Annotated in this window: 16 protein-coding genes; 11 read left to right on the top strand and 5 right to left on the bottom strand. The window is 72.3% G+C overall.

The features are described 5' to 3' along the window. Window positions 1-30 precede the first annotated feature (30 nt). Complete coding sequence (locus QSK39_RS42970; protein ID WP_502873358.1) at window positions 31-735, bottom strand: S1 family peptidase; 705 nt, start codon at window positions 733-735, stop codon at window positions 31-33. Between the two features lie 172 nt (window positions 736-907). Between QSK39_RS42970 and QSK39_RS42965 the strand changes: the two genes are divergently transcribed. Together QSK39_RS42965 and QSK39_RS42960 are read left to right on the top strand one after the other, a co-directional pair. Continuing rightward, a complete protein-coding gene (locus tag QSK39_RS42965) occupies window positions 908-1,396 on the top strand; it encodes a hypothetical protein (RefSeq protein WP_285483536.1) in 489 nt (162 codons plus the stop codon). Between the two features lie 16 nt (window positions 1,397-1,412). Beyond that, on the top strand, window positions 1,413-1,718 hold the full coding sequence (locus tag QSK39_RS42960) for a hypothetical protein (RefSeq protein WP_285483535.1): 306 nt from the start codon (window positions 1,413-1,415) through the stop codon (window positions 1,716-1,718). On the opposite strand, the gene eccCa is transcribed toward QSK39_RS42960, so the two are convergent. Then, window positions 1,715-5,644 (bottom strand): type VII secretion protein EccCa, encoded by a 3,930-nt coding sequence (gene eccCa, locus QSK39_RS42955; protein WP_285483534.1) that lies wholly within the window; start codon window positions 5,642-5,644, stop codon window positions 1,715-1,717. The genes QSK39_RS42960 and eccCa overlap by 4 nt on opposite strands. Window positions 5,645-5,787: 143 nt before the next feature. On the opposite strand from eccCa, the gene QSK39_RS42950 reads away from it, so the two are divergent. Genes QSK39_RS42950 through eccD form a run of 6 tightly spaced genes read left to right on the top strand, consistent with a single transcriptional unit; the run spans window position 5,788 to window position 11,192 of the window. Then, the gene (locus tag QSK39_RS42950; RefSeq protein WP_285483533.1) at window positions 5,788-6,561 is read left to right on the top strand and encodes a WXG100 family type VII secretion target; all 774 of its coding nucleotides are present in this window, start codon (window positions 5,788-5,790) and stop codon (window positions 6,559-6,561) included. Window positions 6,562-6,599: 38 nt separating this feature from the next. Further along, complete coding sequence (locus tag QSK39_RS42945) at window positions 6,600-7,667, top strand: WXG100 family type VII secretion target (protein ID WP_285483532.1); 1,068 nt, start codon at window positions 6,600-6,602, stop codon at window positions 7,665-7,667. 3 nt (window positions 7,668-7,670) lie between these two features. After that, window positions 7,671-9,032, top strand: a complete 1,362-nt coding sequence (locus QSK39_RS42940; RefSeq protein ID WP_285483531.1) for a WXG100 family type VII secretion target — start codon at window positions 7,671-7,673, stop codon at window positions 9,030-9,032. Continuing rightward, complete coding sequence (locus QSK39_RS42935; RefSeq protein ID WP_285483530.1) at window positions 9,032-9,502, top strand: hypothetical protein; 471 nt, start codon at window positions 9,032-9,034, stop codon at window positions 9,500-9,502. Before QSK39_RS42940 ends, QSK39_RS42935 begins: the two co-directional genes overlap by 1 nt. Next, complete coding sequence (locus QSK39_RS42930) at window positions 9,499-9,819, top strand: YbaB/EbfC family nucleoid-associated protein (RefSeq protein ID WP_284740983.1); 321 nt, start codon at window positions 9,499-9,501, stop codon at window positions 9,817-9,819. The genes QSK39_RS42935 and QSK39_RS42930 overlap by 4 nt, the downstream gene beginning before the upstream one ends. After that, entirely contained in the window at window positions 9,819-11,192 is a 1,374-nt protein-coding gene (gene eccD, locus QSK39_RS42925; protein ID WP_285483529.1) for a type VII secretion integral membrane protein EccD, read from the top strand. Before QSK39_RS42930 ends, eccD begins: the two co-directional genes overlap by 1 nt. A 20-nt stretch (window positions 11,193-11,212) precedes the next feature. Here the strand turns inward: eccD and QSK39_RS42920 are convergent, their stop codons facing one another. Further along, window positions 11,213-12,088 carry a hypothetical protein gene (locus QSK39_RS42920; protein WP_285483528.1) on the bottom strand — a complete coding sequence of 292 codons (876 nt, stop codon included), beginning with the start codon at window positions 12,086-12,088 and terminating at the stop codon, window positions 11,213-11,215. 77 nt (window positions 12,089-12,165) lie between these two features. Beyond that, window positions 12,166-13,212, bottom strand: a complete 1,047-nt coding sequence (locus QSK39_RS42915) for a type VII secretion protein EccE (RefSeq protein ID WP_285483527.1) — start codon at window positions 13,210-13,212, stop codon at window positions 12,166-12,168. Window positions 13,213-13,354: 142 nt separating this feature from the next. Between QSK39_RS42915 and eccB the strand changes: the two genes are divergently transcribed. From eccB to QSK39_RS42900, 3 genes are read left to right on the top strand one after another with little or no spacing between them, the layout of a single operon-like run. Beyond that, window positions 13,355-14,776 (top strand): type VII secretion protein EccB, encoded by a 1,422-nt coding sequence (eccB, locus tag QSK39_RS42910; protein WP_285483526.1) that lies wholly within the window; start codon window positions 13,355-13,357, stop codon window positions 14,774-14,776. A gap of 11 nt (window positions 14,777-14,787) precedes the next feature. Then, window positions 14,788-15,483, top strand: a complete 696-nt coding sequence (locus QSK39_RS42905) for a response regulator transcription factor (protein ID WP_285483525.1) — start codon at window positions 14,788-14,790, stop codon at window positions 15,481-15,483. After that, window positions 15,480-16,136: a response regulator gene (locus tag QSK39_RS42900; RefSeq protein ID WP_285483524.1), complete on the top strand. Its 657-nt coding sequence runs from the start codon at window positions 15,480-15,482 to the stop codon at window positions 16,134-16,136. Before QSK39_RS42905 ends, QSK39_RS42900 begins: the two co-directional genes overlap by 4 nt. Here QSK39_RS42900 and QSK39_RS42895 read toward each other — a convergent pair. Continuing rightward, window positions 16,133-16,924, bottom strand: a complete 792-nt coding sequence (locus QSK39_RS42895) for a carbon-nitrogen hydrolase family protein (RefSeq protein WP_285483523.1) — start codon at window positions 16,922-16,924, stop codon at window positions 16,133-16,135. The two genes, QSK39_RS42900 and QSK39_RS42895, sit on opposite strands and share 4 nt — an antisense overlap. Window positions 16,925-16,950 lie beyond the last annotated feature (26 nt).

Here is a 16,950-nt window from a genome sequence, read left to right as displayed (position 1 = left end):
CGGGCGGTGAGGCCGGCCCGGGGCCGCGTGTCAGACGCCGGCCGTGGTGCGGATCCAGCTGCGGCTCGACGCGATGCTCGCGTAGTTCTGCGTGCCCTGCGTGTTCGACCCGGAGTTGCTGCCGGTGGAGCACACCCCGACCTGGACGCCGTTGTAGAGCTCCGGCCCGCCCGAGTCGCCGTGCCACGCCGAGCCGTTGACACCCTGGCTGGCGATGGCCGTGCCGCCGAACGCGTCCGAGCTGGTGCCCGTCACGCGGACGTTGGCCGTCTTGAGGGTGCTCGACGGCGGGCTGGTGCCCTGCGTGCGGCCCCAGCCGTAGATCTGGTTGGTCGACCCCGTTGGCGGGTTCCCGGTGCCGAGCTTCATGTAGGTGGTGTTCACCGCCGTCGTCAGGTGCAGCAGCGCGATGTCGCCGTTGGGCGAGGCCTTCTGCTGGTCGACGTTCGCGTTCGTGCCCTGCTGCAGCGTCACGTTGCCGACCTTGACGTGCATGCCCGGCGAGTTCAGGCAGTGCTGCGCGGTGAGCACCCACTGCGGGGCGATGATCGTCCCCGAGCACTCGAACCCGCCGTAGGTCGTCACGTTGTTCCAGTAGATCTGGGCGCCCCACGGCGCGGAGGAGACGGTGCTCCCGCCGATGATGTCCTGCTGGGCGTCCGCAACCCCTGCGGAGACCAGGCTCAACGCCGCGGCGGCGGCACCCACCACGGAAACAGCCCTCGACATTCGCATGAAAATGCCCTTCGGCCGGGTGATCCGGAAGTCGCCCCCGAAACGGGCGACGAGGACAAAAGTAGGTTCGTGAGGGGTTCTCAGGTACCTACCGAAGTCGGTAACTTGCCGACGGTAACCGGTTTCGTCGCCTGCGCGGCCGATCGCTAAGGTTCCCCGCCGGGGGGAAACGATGTCCACACCGCACGATCCTGAGCTCTTCGACGAGCTGATGCGCGAGGAGCGCCGCCGACGGCCGCGCGGCCGGTACGTGGCCGGGGCGCTCGTTTTCGGCCTGCTGGCGGTCGTCGGCGTGCTCGCCTACCGGGCCACCGGGACCGCGCCCGGCGACCGGCTGCCCGCGGGCGAGGCGCACGGGCTCGACGTCACCGCGGGCCAGTGCTTCTGGTCCCCGACGGGCACGGGCGAGGTCGACGTGCTGCTGACACCTTGCACCGGCCCGCACACCGCGGAGGCGTTCGCGGTGCTCCCGCTCGCCGGGGGTTCGATGTCCGGCACCGACCAGCCCTACCAGCGGACGCTGGACCGCTGCACCGCCGCCGCCCGCCCGCTGCCGGGGGCACGCGTCCAGGTCATGACGCCGAACGGCGGGAACGACGGCAAGCAGCGCGCGGTCTGCTACTACCGCTTCGACGCGGAAATGACCGCGCCGGCCCGCTGAGCCGCAGGAGGAAGCCGTGTCGGGAAACCTCGTGCTGCCGGACGGGCGGTGGTGGACCGCTTCCAGCGGCGTCTACCACTGGGTCGTCGACCACCTCGCGGGCGCCGTCACCGATCCGGCGGTCGCGGAGCGCTTCCGGCAAACCGCCGAGCACGGCTTCCGCACTCTCGACCTGGGCGACCTCCCACCGGCCGCGTGCGAGGAGGTGCTGCGGGTGCTGCGGGATTCCCTGCTGCCGACCGTGGAGGCGCGGTTCCCGGGACCGGACGGCGAGGCCGTCCGCGAGTCGGTCGCCCGGTCGAGGGACCTGGCGCGCCCCTAGGACTCCACCGGTTTGGTCCACGCCACCTGGACCAGCCCCGTCCCGTGCCGGCGTGACACCAGCGTCCCGCGGCCCGGCGGCTGCGGCGACGGCTTCACGTCCGCCAGCAAAGCCCCCTCGTCCTTCGTGCCCGACATGATCAACCCCGGCGAGCCCAGCTCGCGCAGTCGCTGCAGCACCGGCTCGAACAACGCCCGTCCCGCGCCGCCCGAACCCCGGACGATGATCACGTGCAGGCCGATGTCGCGCGCCTGCGGCAAGAACTCCAGCAGCGGCTGCAGCGGGTTGCGCCCGACCGTTGCCACCAGCTCGTAGTCGTCCACCAGCACGAACAGCTCCGGCCCGCGCCACCACGAGCGGTTGCGCAGCTGCTCCGGGGTCACCGACGGGCCCGGCAGCCGGTTGCGCATCGCCGTCGCGCACTCGGTGATCAGCTCCGTCAGCTTGCCCTCGGCGCCCGCGTAGCCGAGCAGGTGCGGCTCCGGCACCGCCCCCAGCAAACCGCGGCGGTAGTCCGCGACGATGATCGCCGCCTCGTCCGGTGTGTACGCCGACGTGATGCCCTGAGCCAGCGCACGCAGCAGCGAAGACTTGCCGGACTCGACGTCGCCGAACGCCACGAAGTGCGGGTCCGCCGAGAAGTCCAGGCACACCGGGCGCAACGTCGACTCCGCGATGCCCAGCGTGACCTGCTTGCCCGGGGCGGCGGGCAGCGTGTCCAGCGGCACCTCCGGCGGCAGCAGCCGGACCTGCGGTGCGCGCGGTCCCTTCCAGGCCTCCGAAATCCGGCGCACGAGGTCGACGCCGCCCGCGCCGATCGTCTCCGGGCGCTGGTCGCCGTCGATGCGGGGGAGCGCGGCGAGGAAGTGCAGCTTCTCCGCCGTGATGCCGCGCCCGGGCCGGTCGGCGGGGACGTTCACCGCGACCTTGCGGTCGATCGAGGAGTCCATCGGGTCACCCAGGCGCAGCTCGAAGCGCGTGCCGATCGCGTCGCGCAGCTGGGCGCGGACGCCGATCCACTGGTTGAGCGAGACGATCACGTGGATGCCGAACCCGAGCCCGCGCGCGGCCAGCCCGGTGATCTGCTCCTCCAGCTGCTCGTACTCCTGCCGGATCGTGGTCCAGTTGTCCACGAACAGGAACACGTCGCCGAACTCGCGGCCGTCGGTGCTTTCGGTGAACTCCGCCCGCCGTTGGCGGAACGTCGTGATCGACTCGATCCCGTGGGCGGAGAAGTACTCCTCGCGCTGTTCGAGCAGCGTCGTCAGCTCGGCGACGACCCGGCGGCAGCGCTGCGCGTCGCGGCGGGTGGCGTAGCCGGACGTGTGCGGCAGCCCGGCGATCGGGGCCAGCGCGCCACCACCCATGTCCAGCACGAACAGCTGCACCTCGGCCGGGGTGTGGGTGAGCGCGAGCATGCCCGCGATGTCCTTCATCAGCGTCGACTTGCCGCTCTGCGGAGCCCCGACGATCAGCGCGTGCCCGCCCGCGCCGGAGAAGTCGGCCCACAGCATGTCCCGGCGCTGCTCGAACGGCTTGTCCACCAGCGCCACCGGGATCGTCAGCTTGCCGTTGCCGCCCCAGCCGAGCGGGGACAGGCCGCGCGCGGCGTCCTCGCCCAGCGGCGGCAGGAGCTGCTCCAGCGTCGGCGGCTCGTTCAGCGGCGGCAGCCAGATCTGGTGCGCGGCCGGCCCGCGGCCCTCCAGGCGCGAGAGCATCGCGTGGATGATCGTCTCGCCGGTGCCGTCCGGCGCGGCCGGGGCTTCCGAGATCTCGGTCGTCACCGGGATCTCCACCGGGGCCAGGGAGAACGGCAGCACGCCGAGCTCCTGCCCGTCCTCGCGCACGACCGTGCTGCGCGGCGGCAGCTCCCCGGAGACGTAGGCGGCCTTGAGCCGGATCAGCGTTTCGGTGTCGGACTTGAGGTAGGCCGACCCCGGCACCGGCGGCAGGTGGTAGGCGTCGGCGACACCCAGCACGGTCCGGCTTTCCGACGCCGAGAACGTCCGCAGGCCGATCCGGTACGACAGGTGCGAATCGAGCCCGCGCAGCCGCCCTTCTTCCAGCCGCTGCGACGCCAGCAAGAGATGAATACCGAGCGAGCGCCCGAGCCGGCCGATGGCGACGAACAGGTCGATGAACTCCGGCCGCGCGGACAGCAGCTCGCTGAACTCGTCGATGATCACCAGCAGCGACGGCAGCGGGTCGAGCGCCACGCCGTCCGCGCGCGCCTTCTCGTAGTCGCGGACCGACGCGTAGTTCCCGGCCGCGTGCAGCAGTTCCTGGCGCCGCAGCAGCTCGCCGTTGAGCGCGTCGGCCATGCGGTCGACCAGCGCGAGGTCGTCGGACAGGTTCGTGATGACCGCGCAGGTGTGCGGCAGATCGGTCATCCCGGCGAAGGTCGCGCCACCCTTGAAGTCGATCAGCGCCAGGTTCAGCGTCTCCGACGAGTGCATCACCGCCAGCGCCGTCACCAGCGTGCGCAGCAGCTCGCTCTTGCCGGATCCGGTCGCGCCGATGACCAGGCCGTGCGGGCCCATCCCGCCCTCGGCCGACTCCTTGAGGTCCAGCTCGACCGGCCGGCCCTCCGGGTTGACGCCCAGCGGGATCCGCAGCCGGTCCCGCGCCGCGCGCGGCGCCCACGTCACGGTGGTGTCGGTGTCGCGCGGGTCGCCGATGCCGAGCAGCCCGGACAGCCCGAACGTCGCCGACATCGGCTTGTCGCCGACGACGGCGGCCGGGGTGTGCAACGGCGTCAGCATCCGGGCCAGCGCCTCCGCGGCGCCGCGGTCCAGGATGTCCGGGCGGCCGAGGAACCCGAGCCGCTGCTCGGTGGCGTCGCCGACGACCATGCCCAGGGAGTCGGGGGTGGTGTGCAGGCTCAGCAGCCGCTCGGTCGAGTACGTCCGCGGGTGTTCCTGCCCGATCTCGATCACCGTGACGCCGAGCCGGCCGTCCTCGCCGATCAGCCGGGGCTCGCCGTGGGCGTTGCCGCCGTCGACGAGCACCACCAGGTGCGGCAGGTCGAGCTCGGCCGCGGCACGCCGGCTGAACGCGGGCCGGTCGCCGAGGTCCGCGCCGAGCAGCTCGGCCAGCCCGGCCGCGGAGTCGGCGGCCAGGCGCCGGGAGCCGACGGCGTCGGCCGCGCCGGCCGCGGTCGCGTGCGGCAGCCACTTCGCCCACTCCCAGTCGTGCTGCCGGTCCGCCGACACGCACAGCGCGACCCGCAGGTCCCCGGGGGAGTGGAAGGTGACGAGCTGGCACAGCAGCGACCGCGCCAGGCCGAGCACGTCCGGCCGCCGCCCGGCCACGGTGACCGCGGCGAACGAGCGCAGCGACAGCGCCACCGGCAGGCCGTCCACCGTCGAGTAGGTGCGGATGAAGTACTTGAGGCTGGTGGAGCACACCGGGTCCAGGTCCTCCAGGGGCACCGTCTGCGGCGCCTTCAGCGGCGTCGCCAGCCGCTGCGGCCCGGTGCCCGCGCGCACCTGCGCGAACTGGCCGTCGGTGCGCCGCCGGTCCCACAGCTTCCCGGTCTCGACGTAGGCCCAGAGGTCGGCGGGGTCGGGCTGGACGGCGACCATCGCGGCGCGCTGGCCGTCGGCGATGTCCCGGACCTGGGCCCGCAACCCGGAGAGATACCGCTGGTAGTCGCGGCGCTCGTCGTTGATCTGCGCCTTCTTCGCCATGCCGCCGCGGCCCAGCGACATCACCACCATGCCGCCCATGGCGCAGAGGAACAGCGCGCCGAAGACGTAGGTCATCACGCCGCCGTCGCGTCCGATGTAGACGAACGACATCGCGCCCATGCCGAGCATCATCGGCAGGAACATCATCAGCTGCATCATCCCGCCGGACGAGCTCTTCGGGAGCATCGGCGGCGACTGCAGCACGATCTCGGTCGGGCGCTCGGGCGAGAGGCTCATGGGGTAATGCTCCAGCGGATCGAGGCGGCTCTGACCGGTATTTTGGCCACTTGCCGACACGCTGCGGTGGGTACTTTTGCCGTCCGCCCGCTTCCGGGGCCGAACTTACGCTCTGCCGAGCAGCCACCCGCGGAAGGAGAGCCATGGCCGGCGAGTACCGGGCTGAGCCCGAGGCGATGCGCTCGTCCGTCGGCAACGTCGGAGGGATCATCGCCCACGGCATCAACGCCGTGGCCGACCTCGAACGGCTCGTCGTGCAGCCGATGTCGTTCGCGGGCTTCGGCAGCGCGGTCGCCGCCGCGAACGCCGCCCTGCACTCCACCCAGGTCACCGCCGTCCGGACGCTCCTGCAGCTGCTGCAGCAGGTCAACGGGCTGGTCAAGGCCAGTGCCGACGCCTACCAGGCGGCGGACCGGGCCACCGCCGCCGGCTACGGCGGCGGGCACGACGGGTCCACCGCGCCCACGTCGTCGATCTGGGGGAGCTCGCACGCTTCGGAGCTCGCCACCCTGGCGATCAACGACAGCGCGGGCGCCCACGGCGAGCCGTCGTCGGTCGGGAACGTGCTGCGCTACCTGGGGGACGCGCAGCTCGGCCGGCTCGGGGACCACCCGATCACCGACACCCGCTTCCACGGCGTCGCCGACTTCAACGACTGGCTGGCCGGTGACGCCGACAACCAGGCGCGCATCGGGCTCATCGAGGTCTACGCGGGCACCGCGCGGACCTTCTCCGACGTTCCCGGCGGCGTGCACAGCGGCGACGTCGTGGTCGTCGAGCCGCTGCTGTTCTCCGACCGCCAGCCGGTCATCGGCGTCGCCGGCGACGGCGGCCGCCTCTACAACCACGGGCTCCTCGACGCCCGCATCGGCGGGCTGGCGAAGGTCAGCGTCTACCGGCCCGCCTCCGTCGTCTGATCGTCCTGTCTGGCACTACAGAACCTTTGTGAGGTCCGATGCTGACTTTCCCGAACTCCAGCGCGATGGACGCGACCGCGTCCTCGGGCGGGCCGATCACCATCCTGCCGCAGATCGTCACCGGCCAGCCGGAGCAGATCGCGCAGCACGTGGTCGACCTGGTCAAGAAGGCCGAGCAGTTCCTGAGCATGTACACCGAGCTCACCAAGGCCGCCGACCAGCTCGGCAAGATCTGGTCGGGCGCGGCGAGCGAGTCGGCGCTGAAGAAGATCGGCGACTCCCTCAAGCAGCTCGAGACGATCATCAACGTCGTGCAGAAGGGCGCCGAGCTGCTCGGCGTGTCCGGCACGCTGATCAAGACGGCGCAGCAGGCCTACCGCTCGGTGGTGGCCGCGGTGAACCCGACGGTCGCCTCGCTGATGTCGAACCCGTGGACCTACGGCGCGGCGGTCGCTTTGTCGACCGCGACCAGCGCGTCGCTGCGGGCGTTCATCACCTCGATCGGCGCGCTGCTCAAGGCGCTCGGCGCGGGTGACCTCGCCCAGCAGGTCACCCAGCTCGCGCAGGTCATCGGCGCGATCGAAAAGCTCTTCCACCACGACTCCGGCAGCTCGGGCGCGACGACGCCGTCGATCGGGACCACCCCGGTGACGGCGCCCCAGGCCCCGCCGTCGGTGGCAAGCCCGGCCGGGCAGCAGGCGGTGGCGGGCGGGAGCGGCGGGGGGATCCCGCAGCAGCCTTCGTTCACCGACTACACCCCGCCCGCTCTCGCCACCGGCGGCGGTTCCAGCGGCGGCGCGACCACGCCGGTGACCGGCAACGGCACCCCGCTGGACCCGTCGAACAGCTGGATCGCCGTGAACCCGGGGCAGCAGAACGGCGCCACCGTGCCGACGCAGCCGGCCCCGGTCACCCAGCCCGCCCCGGTCACCGGCGGCGCGGGCGCGCTCGGCGGCGCGAACGAGGTCACCATCCACACCAACCTCACCACCGGCGAGTCCACTGTGGAGGCTCCGGGCGGCCGGGACTTCGACCTCGACATCGACCTGGACTACAACGGCAAGCACTTCAGCCAGCACGTCGGCTACGACGCGGCCGGGAACTAGCCCATGTGGGGCTCGGGGGTCGTCGACGCGTCGGGGGTGGTCAGCTCCGTGCTGTCCGGCTACCGGCAGGTCCTGGTCGAGTGCCAGAGACGGGTCACCGGTGACCCCGGTGCGCTGAGCGCCGCGTCGCAGCGCGTCGCCACCCAGGCCTCGACGGTCTCGGGCAAGGCGAAGGAGATCGACGACTCCGCCAAGACCCTGCACGCGGACTGGGACGGCGACGCCTACACCGCGTTCGCGACCGCGGCGGGGAAGCTGGGCGAGGAGCTGACGGACGCCGCCACGAAGCTCGACGACCAGGCGAAACGGCTTTCGACGGCGGCGCAGCTGGTGCAGTCGGCGAAGGCCGCGGTCGACTCGGTCATCGCGCAGTTCGACCAGTACGCCCAGCAGCTGACCGCGCAGGCGCGCGCGGTGAACTCCGGCTCGGTCGGCGCGTTCATCCAGGCGGCGCGGCAGCTGGGGGAGCAGAGCGTCCAGGCCGCCCGCCAGGTCGTCGACGAGTACTCCGACGCGCTCGCCGAGCTGTTCCCGCCCGAGGGCACCCAGCGGCTGGAGTACAAGCTGGGCAAGAAGACCGGCGGCCCGCTGGGGTGGCTGAACGGCAGCCCGCTCGACGGGCGCAAGCGGCCGCGCGACGCGCCGTCGTGGTTCAAGAACTCGGGCTGGAAGAAGCTCACCTGGGACGGCCTGGAGGGCACGCGCGCGCCGAAGAAGGCGGACACACCGTTCGGGCAGCCGAAGCCGGAGAGCGTCAAGGACAAGCTCGGCAACAACACCGAGATCACCTACTACAAGTTCAAGCACGAGCAGGACGGGCTCACCCCGGAGTACGACGGCAAGATCACGTCGAAGGGCTGGGACATCGGCGCGTCCGGGCACACCGAGCTGGCCGCGGTGAAGGAAGAGGGCGAGCTCAAGGGCGACTGGGGCGTCAGCTCGGCGCACGCCAAGGGCACGGTGTTCGCCGGCGGTGAGGCGAGCGCGTCCGGCACGATCGGCGCGCACGGCGTCGGCGCGCACGGAGGTGTCTTCGCCGGCGGCAAGATCGAGGGCGAGGTCGCCGCGGACGTCGCCGGGGTCGGCGTCGGCGCGAACGGCACGCTGCAGTACGGCATCGGCGCGCAGCTCGACGCCCAGGCCGTCTACGACGCGGGGCACCTCAAGGTCAACTTCAAGGCGGGCGCCGCGCTCGGCCTCGGTGCCGGGATCGGCGCGAAGATCGACATCGACCTGCCGAAGCTCGGCCACACCATCGGCGAGTACGGCGGCGCGGCGGCCGACTACGTCGGGACCGCGGCGCACGACGCGGCGAACGCCGTCGGATCCGCTTGGGACGACGCAGTTTCGTACGTGGGGCTGTGATGACCCTTCCCCTGGACTTCGTCATCCCGGACGGCTGGACGGCCGTCGACCCGGGTGACTCGGGCGCGGTGTTCGTCGCCGTGCACGACGCCGCGCCGGGCGAGTTCGTCCCGAACATCACGGTCAGCGTCCAGCAGCGGCCCGACGACGCGTCGATCGACGCCATCGCCGCCGAGGCCGTCGAACGCCTTTCGCTGACGCTGGCCGGGCTCGAAGTGCTGAGCCGCCGCGACGTCGGCGCCCCGGCCGCGCCCGGCGTCATGCAGCTGCTGCGCCTGCGCACCGGCGAAGGCGAAGAGCTGATCCAGACCCAGGTGCACCTGACGGTTCCCGGCTCCGTGCCGGCGGACCGGCTGGTGCTCGAGCTCGCTTGCACGGCCGCGCCCGCGACCGCGCGGCGGCTCTCACCCGGTTTCCAGCGGTTCGTGGGCAGTGTCCGCGTCCGCCAGCACGAAGGGATGCAACAGTGACCGATCCGTACGCGGTGCCGGACATGGACGAGCTGCTCGCACAGGTGCGCAAGCAGACCGAAGAGGTCCAGCGGATCCAGCGCACGGTCGAGGCGATGGAGGTCAAGGCGCACTCGCGGCAGAACGAGGTCACCGTCACCCTCCGCGGCGACGGGCGCTTCACCTCGATCGACATCGACCCCCGTGCGATCCGCGAGTACGACGCCCGCAACCTCTCGGAGATCGTCCTCGAGGCGGTGAACGCGGGGCTTTCGAAGCTCGCCGAGGCGTCGAACGCGAAGTTCGCTCCGGTGATCTCGGCCGCGAAGAACGTCTGATGACCACGGCCGCTCTCACGGGCACGACGCGACGGGTCACGGTGGTCACGCCGAGGGCCCGGGTGGACGTCGCGCTGCCGCAGCAGTCGACGTTCGCCGAGCTGGTGCCGCAGCTGGTCCGGCTGGCCGGAGCGTCCGGGCAGGCGTCGGCCGAGCACCCGGGCTGGGTGCTCTCCCGGCTCGGCGGCGCGCCACTGGCGCTCGGCCTGAGTGTCGCGGCCGCCCAGATCCGGGACGGCGAAGTGCTCCACCTGACCCCGCGGGAACGCCCGCGGGGTCCGTTGCTGTTCGACGACGTCGTCGACTCGATCGCCAGCGTCGCCGATTCCTCCGGTGGGTGGGGGCCGTCGGTGGCGCGGCGGTCCGGGCTGGTGGCCGCCGTGGTGCTGCTGCTGGCCGGCGGGCTGCTGGTGCAGGCGGCGGCGTCCGGCAGCGTCCTGGCGCCGATCGGGACCGGGCTCCTGGCGCTGGTGCTGCTCCTCGGCGGCGGCGCGCTGAGCCGCGCGTACGGCGACGCCGAGGCCGGCGCGGCCGGCGCGGTGGCGGGCGTCGGCGTCGCGCTGCTGGCCGGGATGGCGATCCTGCCGCCGCACCCGCTGTTCTCGCTGGCGGCGGGACCGCTGGCGGCGGGGCTGGCGGCGGTGACGGTGTACGGCGTCCTGGCGGCCGTTTCGGTGGCCGACCGGCTGCCGTGGTTCGTGGCGATCACGGCCGCGGCGGGCTTCGGCGCGATCACGACGGGCGTGGTGCTGCTGGCGGGCGTCAAGCCGGTGTCGGCCGCGGCCGTGGTCGCGGTGCTGTGCACGGCGCTGGCGGCGGTGGCCCCGATGCTGGCGCTGCGCCTGGCCCGGCTGCCGCTGCCCCGGGTGCCGGACGACATGGAGGCGTTCCGCGCGGACGAACAGCCGTCTCTGGGCACCGAGATGATCGGCCGGACGTCCCGCGCGCAGGCGGTCCTGACCGGGTTGCTCGTGGGCCTGGGCCTGGTGGTGCTGGCGTCGTCGGTGGTGCTGTCCGCGGGCGGGCCGTGGGACGCGGGCCTGGCGGCCCTGCTCGGCGTGGCGTGGATCCTGCGGTCCCGTTCGTACGCGGGCCGCGTCCAGCGCTTGGTGCTGATCGGCTTCGGCGTGCTGTCGCTGGTGTGCGCCGGGGTGTGGCTGGTGGCCTCGGGCAACCGGACGGTGGTCTTCGCGGCGGGCTGCGTGGTCGTCCTGGCCGCGGCGGTGTGCGTGGTGTACGCGACGCGGGTGGCGCGCGGGCTGCGTTCGCCTTACTGGTCAAGGCTTTTGGACGTTTCGGAGTTCCTGGTGCTGCTGTCGCTGGTGCCGTTCGTCGGCATGATCGCGGGGGTGTACGAAGCCGTCCGCGGCTGAGGGCCTGCCTTTTGCGCAATTTAGGTTCGGTTACGTGGTAAGCGGTGCCTCAGCCGTACGGCTACGAGCTTGTCCGTGGGAAGGATGTCGGCTTCGCCAAGAGAACGATTGTCGCCGTGCCGGATGCGCCGATCGCGGTCGGCGACTTGCACGACTTTTCCGGTGCGAAGGTTGATGAGCTGCCAACTTGTCCCGTAGGTGTACGGCTCGACGAAAGGGGAGATCGCGCGATAGACGAAGTCCAGGAATTCCTGCACCGTGGTCGTGTCGTCGACGAGCAACTCCGCCACCTCGTCGGTGCCCTGAACGATTTCGTCGATTTTGACGTGGATGACGTTGTTTCGGATTGCGTTGGTGATGCTGTCGATGATCTCCTCTTGGGTTGGTTTGTCCGCACCCAATTTCGTGAGTTCGCTTTCGAGCGACTCCGAAGTCGATCGGATGATCGATTCGGCAGTCTTGATCTCCGATCGCGTACGTCTGGTCAGCGCCGTGGTGAACTCCGCTACTGTCGTCTCGGGCCCGTAGTCACCAGGTGCATAGAGGACTTCCGGCTTGCACCAAAGCAAAACGAAGAACCCGATGGCGGTCACGAGTGGGAATCCGGTGGCGAACACGGCTAGCAGACCTTGAATCCAGCCCGACGCCTTGAGCAGGACGACAGTGACGATCGTCTCGGAGAGACCGAGGAACAACGAGATGACCCAGAGCGGGCTCCGAACACCGGGTCCGCCCTGTCCTGCCATTTCGACCTCGATTCGCTGGGCTCCGGGACGCACATCGAGGTCGCCATCCCCCATCAGGTTGTTACAGCTCGCCGCACAAGCTCCGCGCTCGGCGTTAAGCGTGAAGGTGAAGTAGTCGGAAAGCTTTTCACCCTCGGCCTGCGGCAGCACACACCTTCGGCGACGAGCAGTACCGGCCGAATCGGGGAGCGCACGGTGACGGCGCACAGCGGCGCCGTTCCACCGGGTCAGCTGTCCAACGCCAGCGGGAGAGTCTGCCGCACCGCGGCACCGTGCCGCCCGTGCAACGGGACCGCTGCCCCCGGGGACGGCACCGCAGCCCCCTGCCGGGCCCCCACCCGCACCGTCACTTCGGCCTTCTCCCGCCCGCCCGCACCCCGCGTCAGCGTGTACGAAGTCGCCGTGAAAGCCGCTCCCGGCACCGCGAAATCCACCGTCCGGGCCGAGCGCGGCCGGAAGCACTTCTGTGTCGCGTCGCCCCACGTCCACGACTTCCAGCGGTCCGGTGGGGCGGAAGCCGGCCCCTGGACGCCCAGCGCGACCCGCAGCTCCTTCGCCAGCTCGCCGGCCTCCAGCACCGTGCTCTGGTACCCGGCTTCGGCCAGCGCGCCCATCAAGCTCAACGCCGCCGACGCCGTGCTCCGCAGTGCCCCGAGGTCGCCGCCACCGCGGGCCAGTGCCGCGATCGGCGCCAGGTCCGGCCGGTAGCGCACCGCCAGCCAGCGGACCCGCAGCACCTGGTCCCCCCGGGGGATCGCCCACGTCAGCAGCTGCGCCGACGCGAGGGGGACGTCGGTCCGCCGGTAGGCCGAGTGCAGCGCCTCCACCAGCGGTCCCGGTGCTCCCGGGCCCTGCGTCAGCCGGACCAGCGCGCTCCACCCGCCGTCGACCTCGGCGACGCCGAAGCGGTTGCCCGCGCGGTCGACGTGCTGGCGCACCTTCACCGACCCGGCCACGCTCAGCAGCGGGTCGGGGCTGTCGCGGCGCGTGTCGTGGCGCCGCAGCCGGAACGCCGTCCAGGTCAGGGCCCAGCCCGCCAGGTGCCGTCCGGCGAAGCGCACGGACGTCAGCAGCACCACCAGCCCGGCCGCCACGCTGACCCCGATCCGCACCGGCTGCGAGACCGTGTCGACCATCCACGCGAGCAGGACCGCGATCCCCGCGATCTCCCACAGCGCGGCCTGCAGCGGCCGGATCGGCAGCAGCCAGGGCAGCGGCGTGGACGCGGGCCGCGGCGGTGCCGGGCGCACGGCGCCGGCGGTTTCGACGGACACGGGCTCCCCTTTCCCCGGGTCTGCGACGCTACTGCTTACCCGGATACCGCGTGGGCGTAAAAATTACCCTCGCCGCCCCCGCGGGCGCGGCTTTAGCATCGGGCACTCGGGAGGAAGACGCACACAGCCGGGGGCACAGCGCGTGTGGACGCAGCGGGACCAGATCCAGGCGTACCAGTTCCTCCGGCGCAGGCTCGTTTCCGCGCTCGTCGCGGCCGACGCCAACCACCCCGTCTCGCCCAGCCGCCGGCTCGTGCTCGGCACCGTGCTGGGGCTCGTGGCCGCGCTGCTCGTCACCGCCGTCTTCGGGATCATCGGCCTGCTGAACCCCTCCGGGGGCAAGGACTGGCTGGCCGGCGGCAAGGTGATCGTCGAGGAGGGCACCGGCGCCCGGTTCGTGCTCGGCGCCGACGGCGTCCTGCACCCGGTCCTCAACTACGCCTCCGCGCGGCTGCTGGCCGGCGGCAACGGCGACGCGACGGTGTCCGTCTCCTCGGAGAACCTCGGCAAGGCCGGCCGCGGCACCCCGATCGGCATCCCGGGTGCGCCCGACTCGGTGCCCGCCGCCGGCGCGCTCGTCACGACGCCGTGGACGACCTGCAGCCGCACCACCCAGGACGCGCCGGCGTCGGCCGAGCCGCGCACCGCCGTCCTGCTCGCCGCGCCCGCGTCCGGGGTCGAACTGCCGCGCGACCAGGGCGTGATCGTGCGGCTGCCCTGGGGCGACCGGTTCCTGCTCGCCGGCGGCCGCCGCTACAAGCTCTCCGACGAGGCCGCGACCGCGCTGCAGTTCGACAGCTACCCGACGATCGCGGTGTCCGCGCGGTGGATCGACACCGTCCCGGCCGGGCGCGACCTGACCGCGCTGCCGGTCGACGGCGCCGGTGACCGGGGACCCGACGTGGGCGGCCGCGGCACCCGCGTCGGCGAGGTCCTGGCCGTGGTGGACGCGCTGGCCGCGCCCGGCACGGCGTCGTCGTACTACCTGGTCCGCCGCGACGGGCTCGAGCCGGTCGGGCAGACCGAGGCGAGCCTCCTGGTGACGACGGCGGCCAACGCCGCCGCCTACCCGGGCACGCCGGCGCCGGTGGACGTCCGCGCGGCCGACGTCGCCGCCGCGCCGAAGGCCGGCGCGCCCCGTGCCGGTGGTGCCGACCCCGCGGCGTTCCCCGACCGCATCCCGGGCAAGGCGCCGATCACCGGCAACTCCATCGCGTTGTGCATCCAGGGCAACCGGTTGCTCGTTTCGGCCGAATTCCCGCTTTCCCCTGGCGCCAAAGCAATCCAGGTCGCCACGAGGACCGAAGCACGGGTGGCGGACGAGGTGTGGGTACCTCCGTCGGGGGGAGCCGTCGTCGTCGAATCCGGCTCGGCCACCACGTACCTGGTGACCGACACGGGCCGGAAGTACCCGGTGGTGAACGCGCAGGCATTGGCCTCGCTCGGCTACGGAAGCGTGGCGAAGTCACCGGTCAACGGTAGTTTGCTGGCATTGGTGCCGATGGGCCCCGCGCTGGACCCGGCCACGGCCGGGCGGCCGGCCCCGTCGGGTGGAACGGGGTGAAAGTCGTGCACATGACACAAGAGCGCTCGGCAGAAGACGACCTGGACTCCGGCCGCGTCCGGGTCGCGGTCATCGAAGACCACCCGCTGTACCGCGTTTCGGTGGAGCGGGTGCTGGCCGAAGCCGAGTTCATCGAGCTCGGGGCGGTGGTCGACTCGGTGGCGCGGTTCCACGTCCACCGGCAGCCACCGGGCAGCGTGGTGCTGCTGGACCTGGGCCTGCCCGGCGTCGCCGGGGCGGCGGCGGTCCTGGAGGTCTGCGAGCTCGGGCACCACGTGCTCGTGGTCTCCGCGCAGGCGGAGCCCGAAGTCGTGCTGGGGGCGATCGCCGCGGGGGCGCGCGGCTTCCTCTCCAAGGACGTCGACGCGGAGGAGCTGCTGATCGCGATCAAGACGGTGGCCGACGGCGGTGCGTACGTCTCCGCGGTGGTCGCCGGGATGATCATGAAGGACAACGCGGACCGGCCGGCGGTCTCGGCCGACGTCGAGCTGTCGCCGCGGGAGGAACAGGTGCTGCGGCTGGTGGCGGCGGGGGAGCGCGACGTCGACATCGCGCTGATCCTCGGCATCGGCGTCCGGACCGTGCGGGGCTACCTGGACCGCATCCGCGACAAGACCGGCGAACGCCGCCGGCCCGGCCTGGTCAAGGAAGCCATCCGGCGCGGCCTGATCGGCGGCTCCGGCCCGCGGCGCGGCGGCCGCAAATGAGCGACGACGACCAGACGGTCAAGGCGCCCCGGCGGATCCACGTCGGGGTCATCGAGGACCACCCGCTCTACCGGTACGCGCTGACCCGCGTGCTCACCGAGGCCCCGGACATCGAGCTCGGCGCGGTCGCCGACTCGGTGGCCCGGTTCGCGGTCCAGGACCAGCCGGCGGGCAGCGTCGTGGTCCTCGACCTGAAGCTCCGGGGCGTCCAGGACGCGGCCGCGGTCCTGGAAGTGGGGCAGATGGGGCACAAGGTGCTGGTGGTGTCCGCGCACGCGGAGCAGCCGGAGGTGCTCGGGGCGATGCAGGCGGGCGCGAAGGGCTTCCTGTCGAAGGACGTCGACGGCGACGAGCTCCTGCGCGCGATCCGCACGATCGCCGACGACAACGCGTACGTGTCGCCGACGCTGGCCGGGATGATCATCCAGGACAGCGAAGAGCGGCACGCGGGCCCGAAGATCGTGCTGTCGGAGCGCGAGAAGCAGGTGCTCCGGCTGGTGGCGGCGGGGGAGCGCGACGTCGACGTGGCGGAGATCCTCAACATCAGCGTCCGCACGGTCCGGTCCTACCTCGACCGGATCCGCGACAAGACCGGCGAACGGCGCCGCGCGGGCTTCGTGCGCGTCGCCATCCGCGAAGGCCTGCTCCGCTAGAGACGGCGATTGGCCAGGGCCCCCGTCGCCGTGCGGGCCTTGGCCGACACCGCCGGGTCCACGTCCACCAGCAGGGTCTCCGGAGCGGGACCGGCCTGGGCCACGACCCGGCCGAAGCCGTCCGCGGCCAGGGAGTACCCGATGCCCGTCGGCGCCTTCGGGTTCACCGTGAGGCCCGTCGCCGCCGGGTCGGCCTGGCCGCACGCCAGGACCCAGCAGCCCGAGTCGAGCGCGCGGGCCCGCACCAGCACCTCCCACTGCTCGCGCTTGCCCTCTCCGGCGCCCCAGGACGCCGGCAGCAGCACGACGTCGGCACCGTCGTCGGCCAGCGCCCGGAACAGCTCCGGGAAGCGCACGTCGTAACACGTCGCGACGCCGAACACGACGCCGTCCAGCTCGAACGTCACCGGCGTCGTGCCCGGTGCGACCGTGTCGGACTCCGCGAAGCCGAACGCGTCGTAGAGGTGGATCTTGTCGTAGCCGCGGTGGTGCCCGCCGCCGGTGACCAGCAGGGTGTTGCGCACCCGCCCGTCCGCCGGGGTGAACATCCCGGCGACGACCACCACGTCGTGCTCGGCCGCGATCGCCGCGACCGCCGACGCCCACGGCCCGTCCAGCGGCTCGGCGACCCCGTCCAGCGGCCGTCCGAAGCGCGCCATGGCCGCTTCGGGGAACACGACGATCCGCGCGCCGTCCGCCACCGCGGCCTCGACGCCGGAGCGAATCAGCTTCAGGTTCGCCTCCGGGTCGTCACCCGAGTTGACCTGGCACAACGCGATTCGCGCCACCGCTGCCTCCTGAATGCTGGGATCTG

It is taken from the genome of Amycolatopsis sp. NBRC 101858, from assembly GCF_030269325.1.
In the GTDB taxonomy this organism is placed as follows: domain Bacteria; phylum Actinomycetota; class Actinomycetes; order Mycobacteriales; family Pseudonocardiaceae; genus Amycolatopsis; species Amycolatopsis ponsaeliensis.
Note: the sequence above shows the minus strand (reverse complement) of the source record. Positions and strands in the feature narration are given on the sequence as shown.

Bases quoted from the DNA above. Each gene is read 5' to 3' on its own strand.
- QSK39_RS42970 (WP_502873358.1), bottom strand. From the start codon at position 735: ATGCGAATGTCGAGGGCTGTTTCCGTGGTGGGTGCCGCCGCCGCGGCG.
- QSK39_RS42965 (WP_285483536.1), top strand. From the start codon at position 908: ATGTCCACACCGCACGATCCTGAGCTCTTCGACGAGCTGATGCGCGAG.
- eccCa (WP_285483534.1), bottom strand. From the start codon at position 5,644: ATGAGCCTCTCGCCCGAGCGCCCGACCGAGATCGTGCTGCAGTCGCCG.
- QSK39_RS42950 (WP_285483533.1), top strand. From the start codon at position 5,788: ATGGCCGGCGAGTACCGGGCTGAGCCCGAGGCGATGCGCTCGTCCGTC.
- QSK39_RS42945 (WP_285483532.1), top strand. From the start codon at position 6,600: ATGCTGACTTTCCCGAACTCCAGCGCGATGGACGCGACCGCGTCCTCG.
- QSK39_RS42940 (WP_285483531.1), top strand. From the start codon at position 7,671: ATGTGGGGCTCGGGGGTCGTCGACGCGTCGGGGGTGGTCAGCTCCGTG.
- QSK39_RS42935 (WP_285483530.1), top strand. From the start codon at position 9,032: ATGACCCTTCCCCTGGACTTCGTCATCCCGGACGGCTGGACGGCCGTC.
- eccD (WP_285483529.1), top strand. From the start codon at position 9,819: ATGACCACGGCCGCTCTCACGGGCACGACGCGACGGGTCACGGTGGTC.
- QSK39_RS42905 (WP_285483525.1), top strand. From the start codon at position 14,788: ATGACACAAGAGCGCTCGGCAGAAGACGACCTGGACTCCGGCCGCGTC.
- QSK39_RS42900 (WP_285483524.1), top strand. From the start codon at position 15,480: ATGAGCGACGACGACCAGACGGTCAAGGCGCCCCGGCGGATCCACGTC.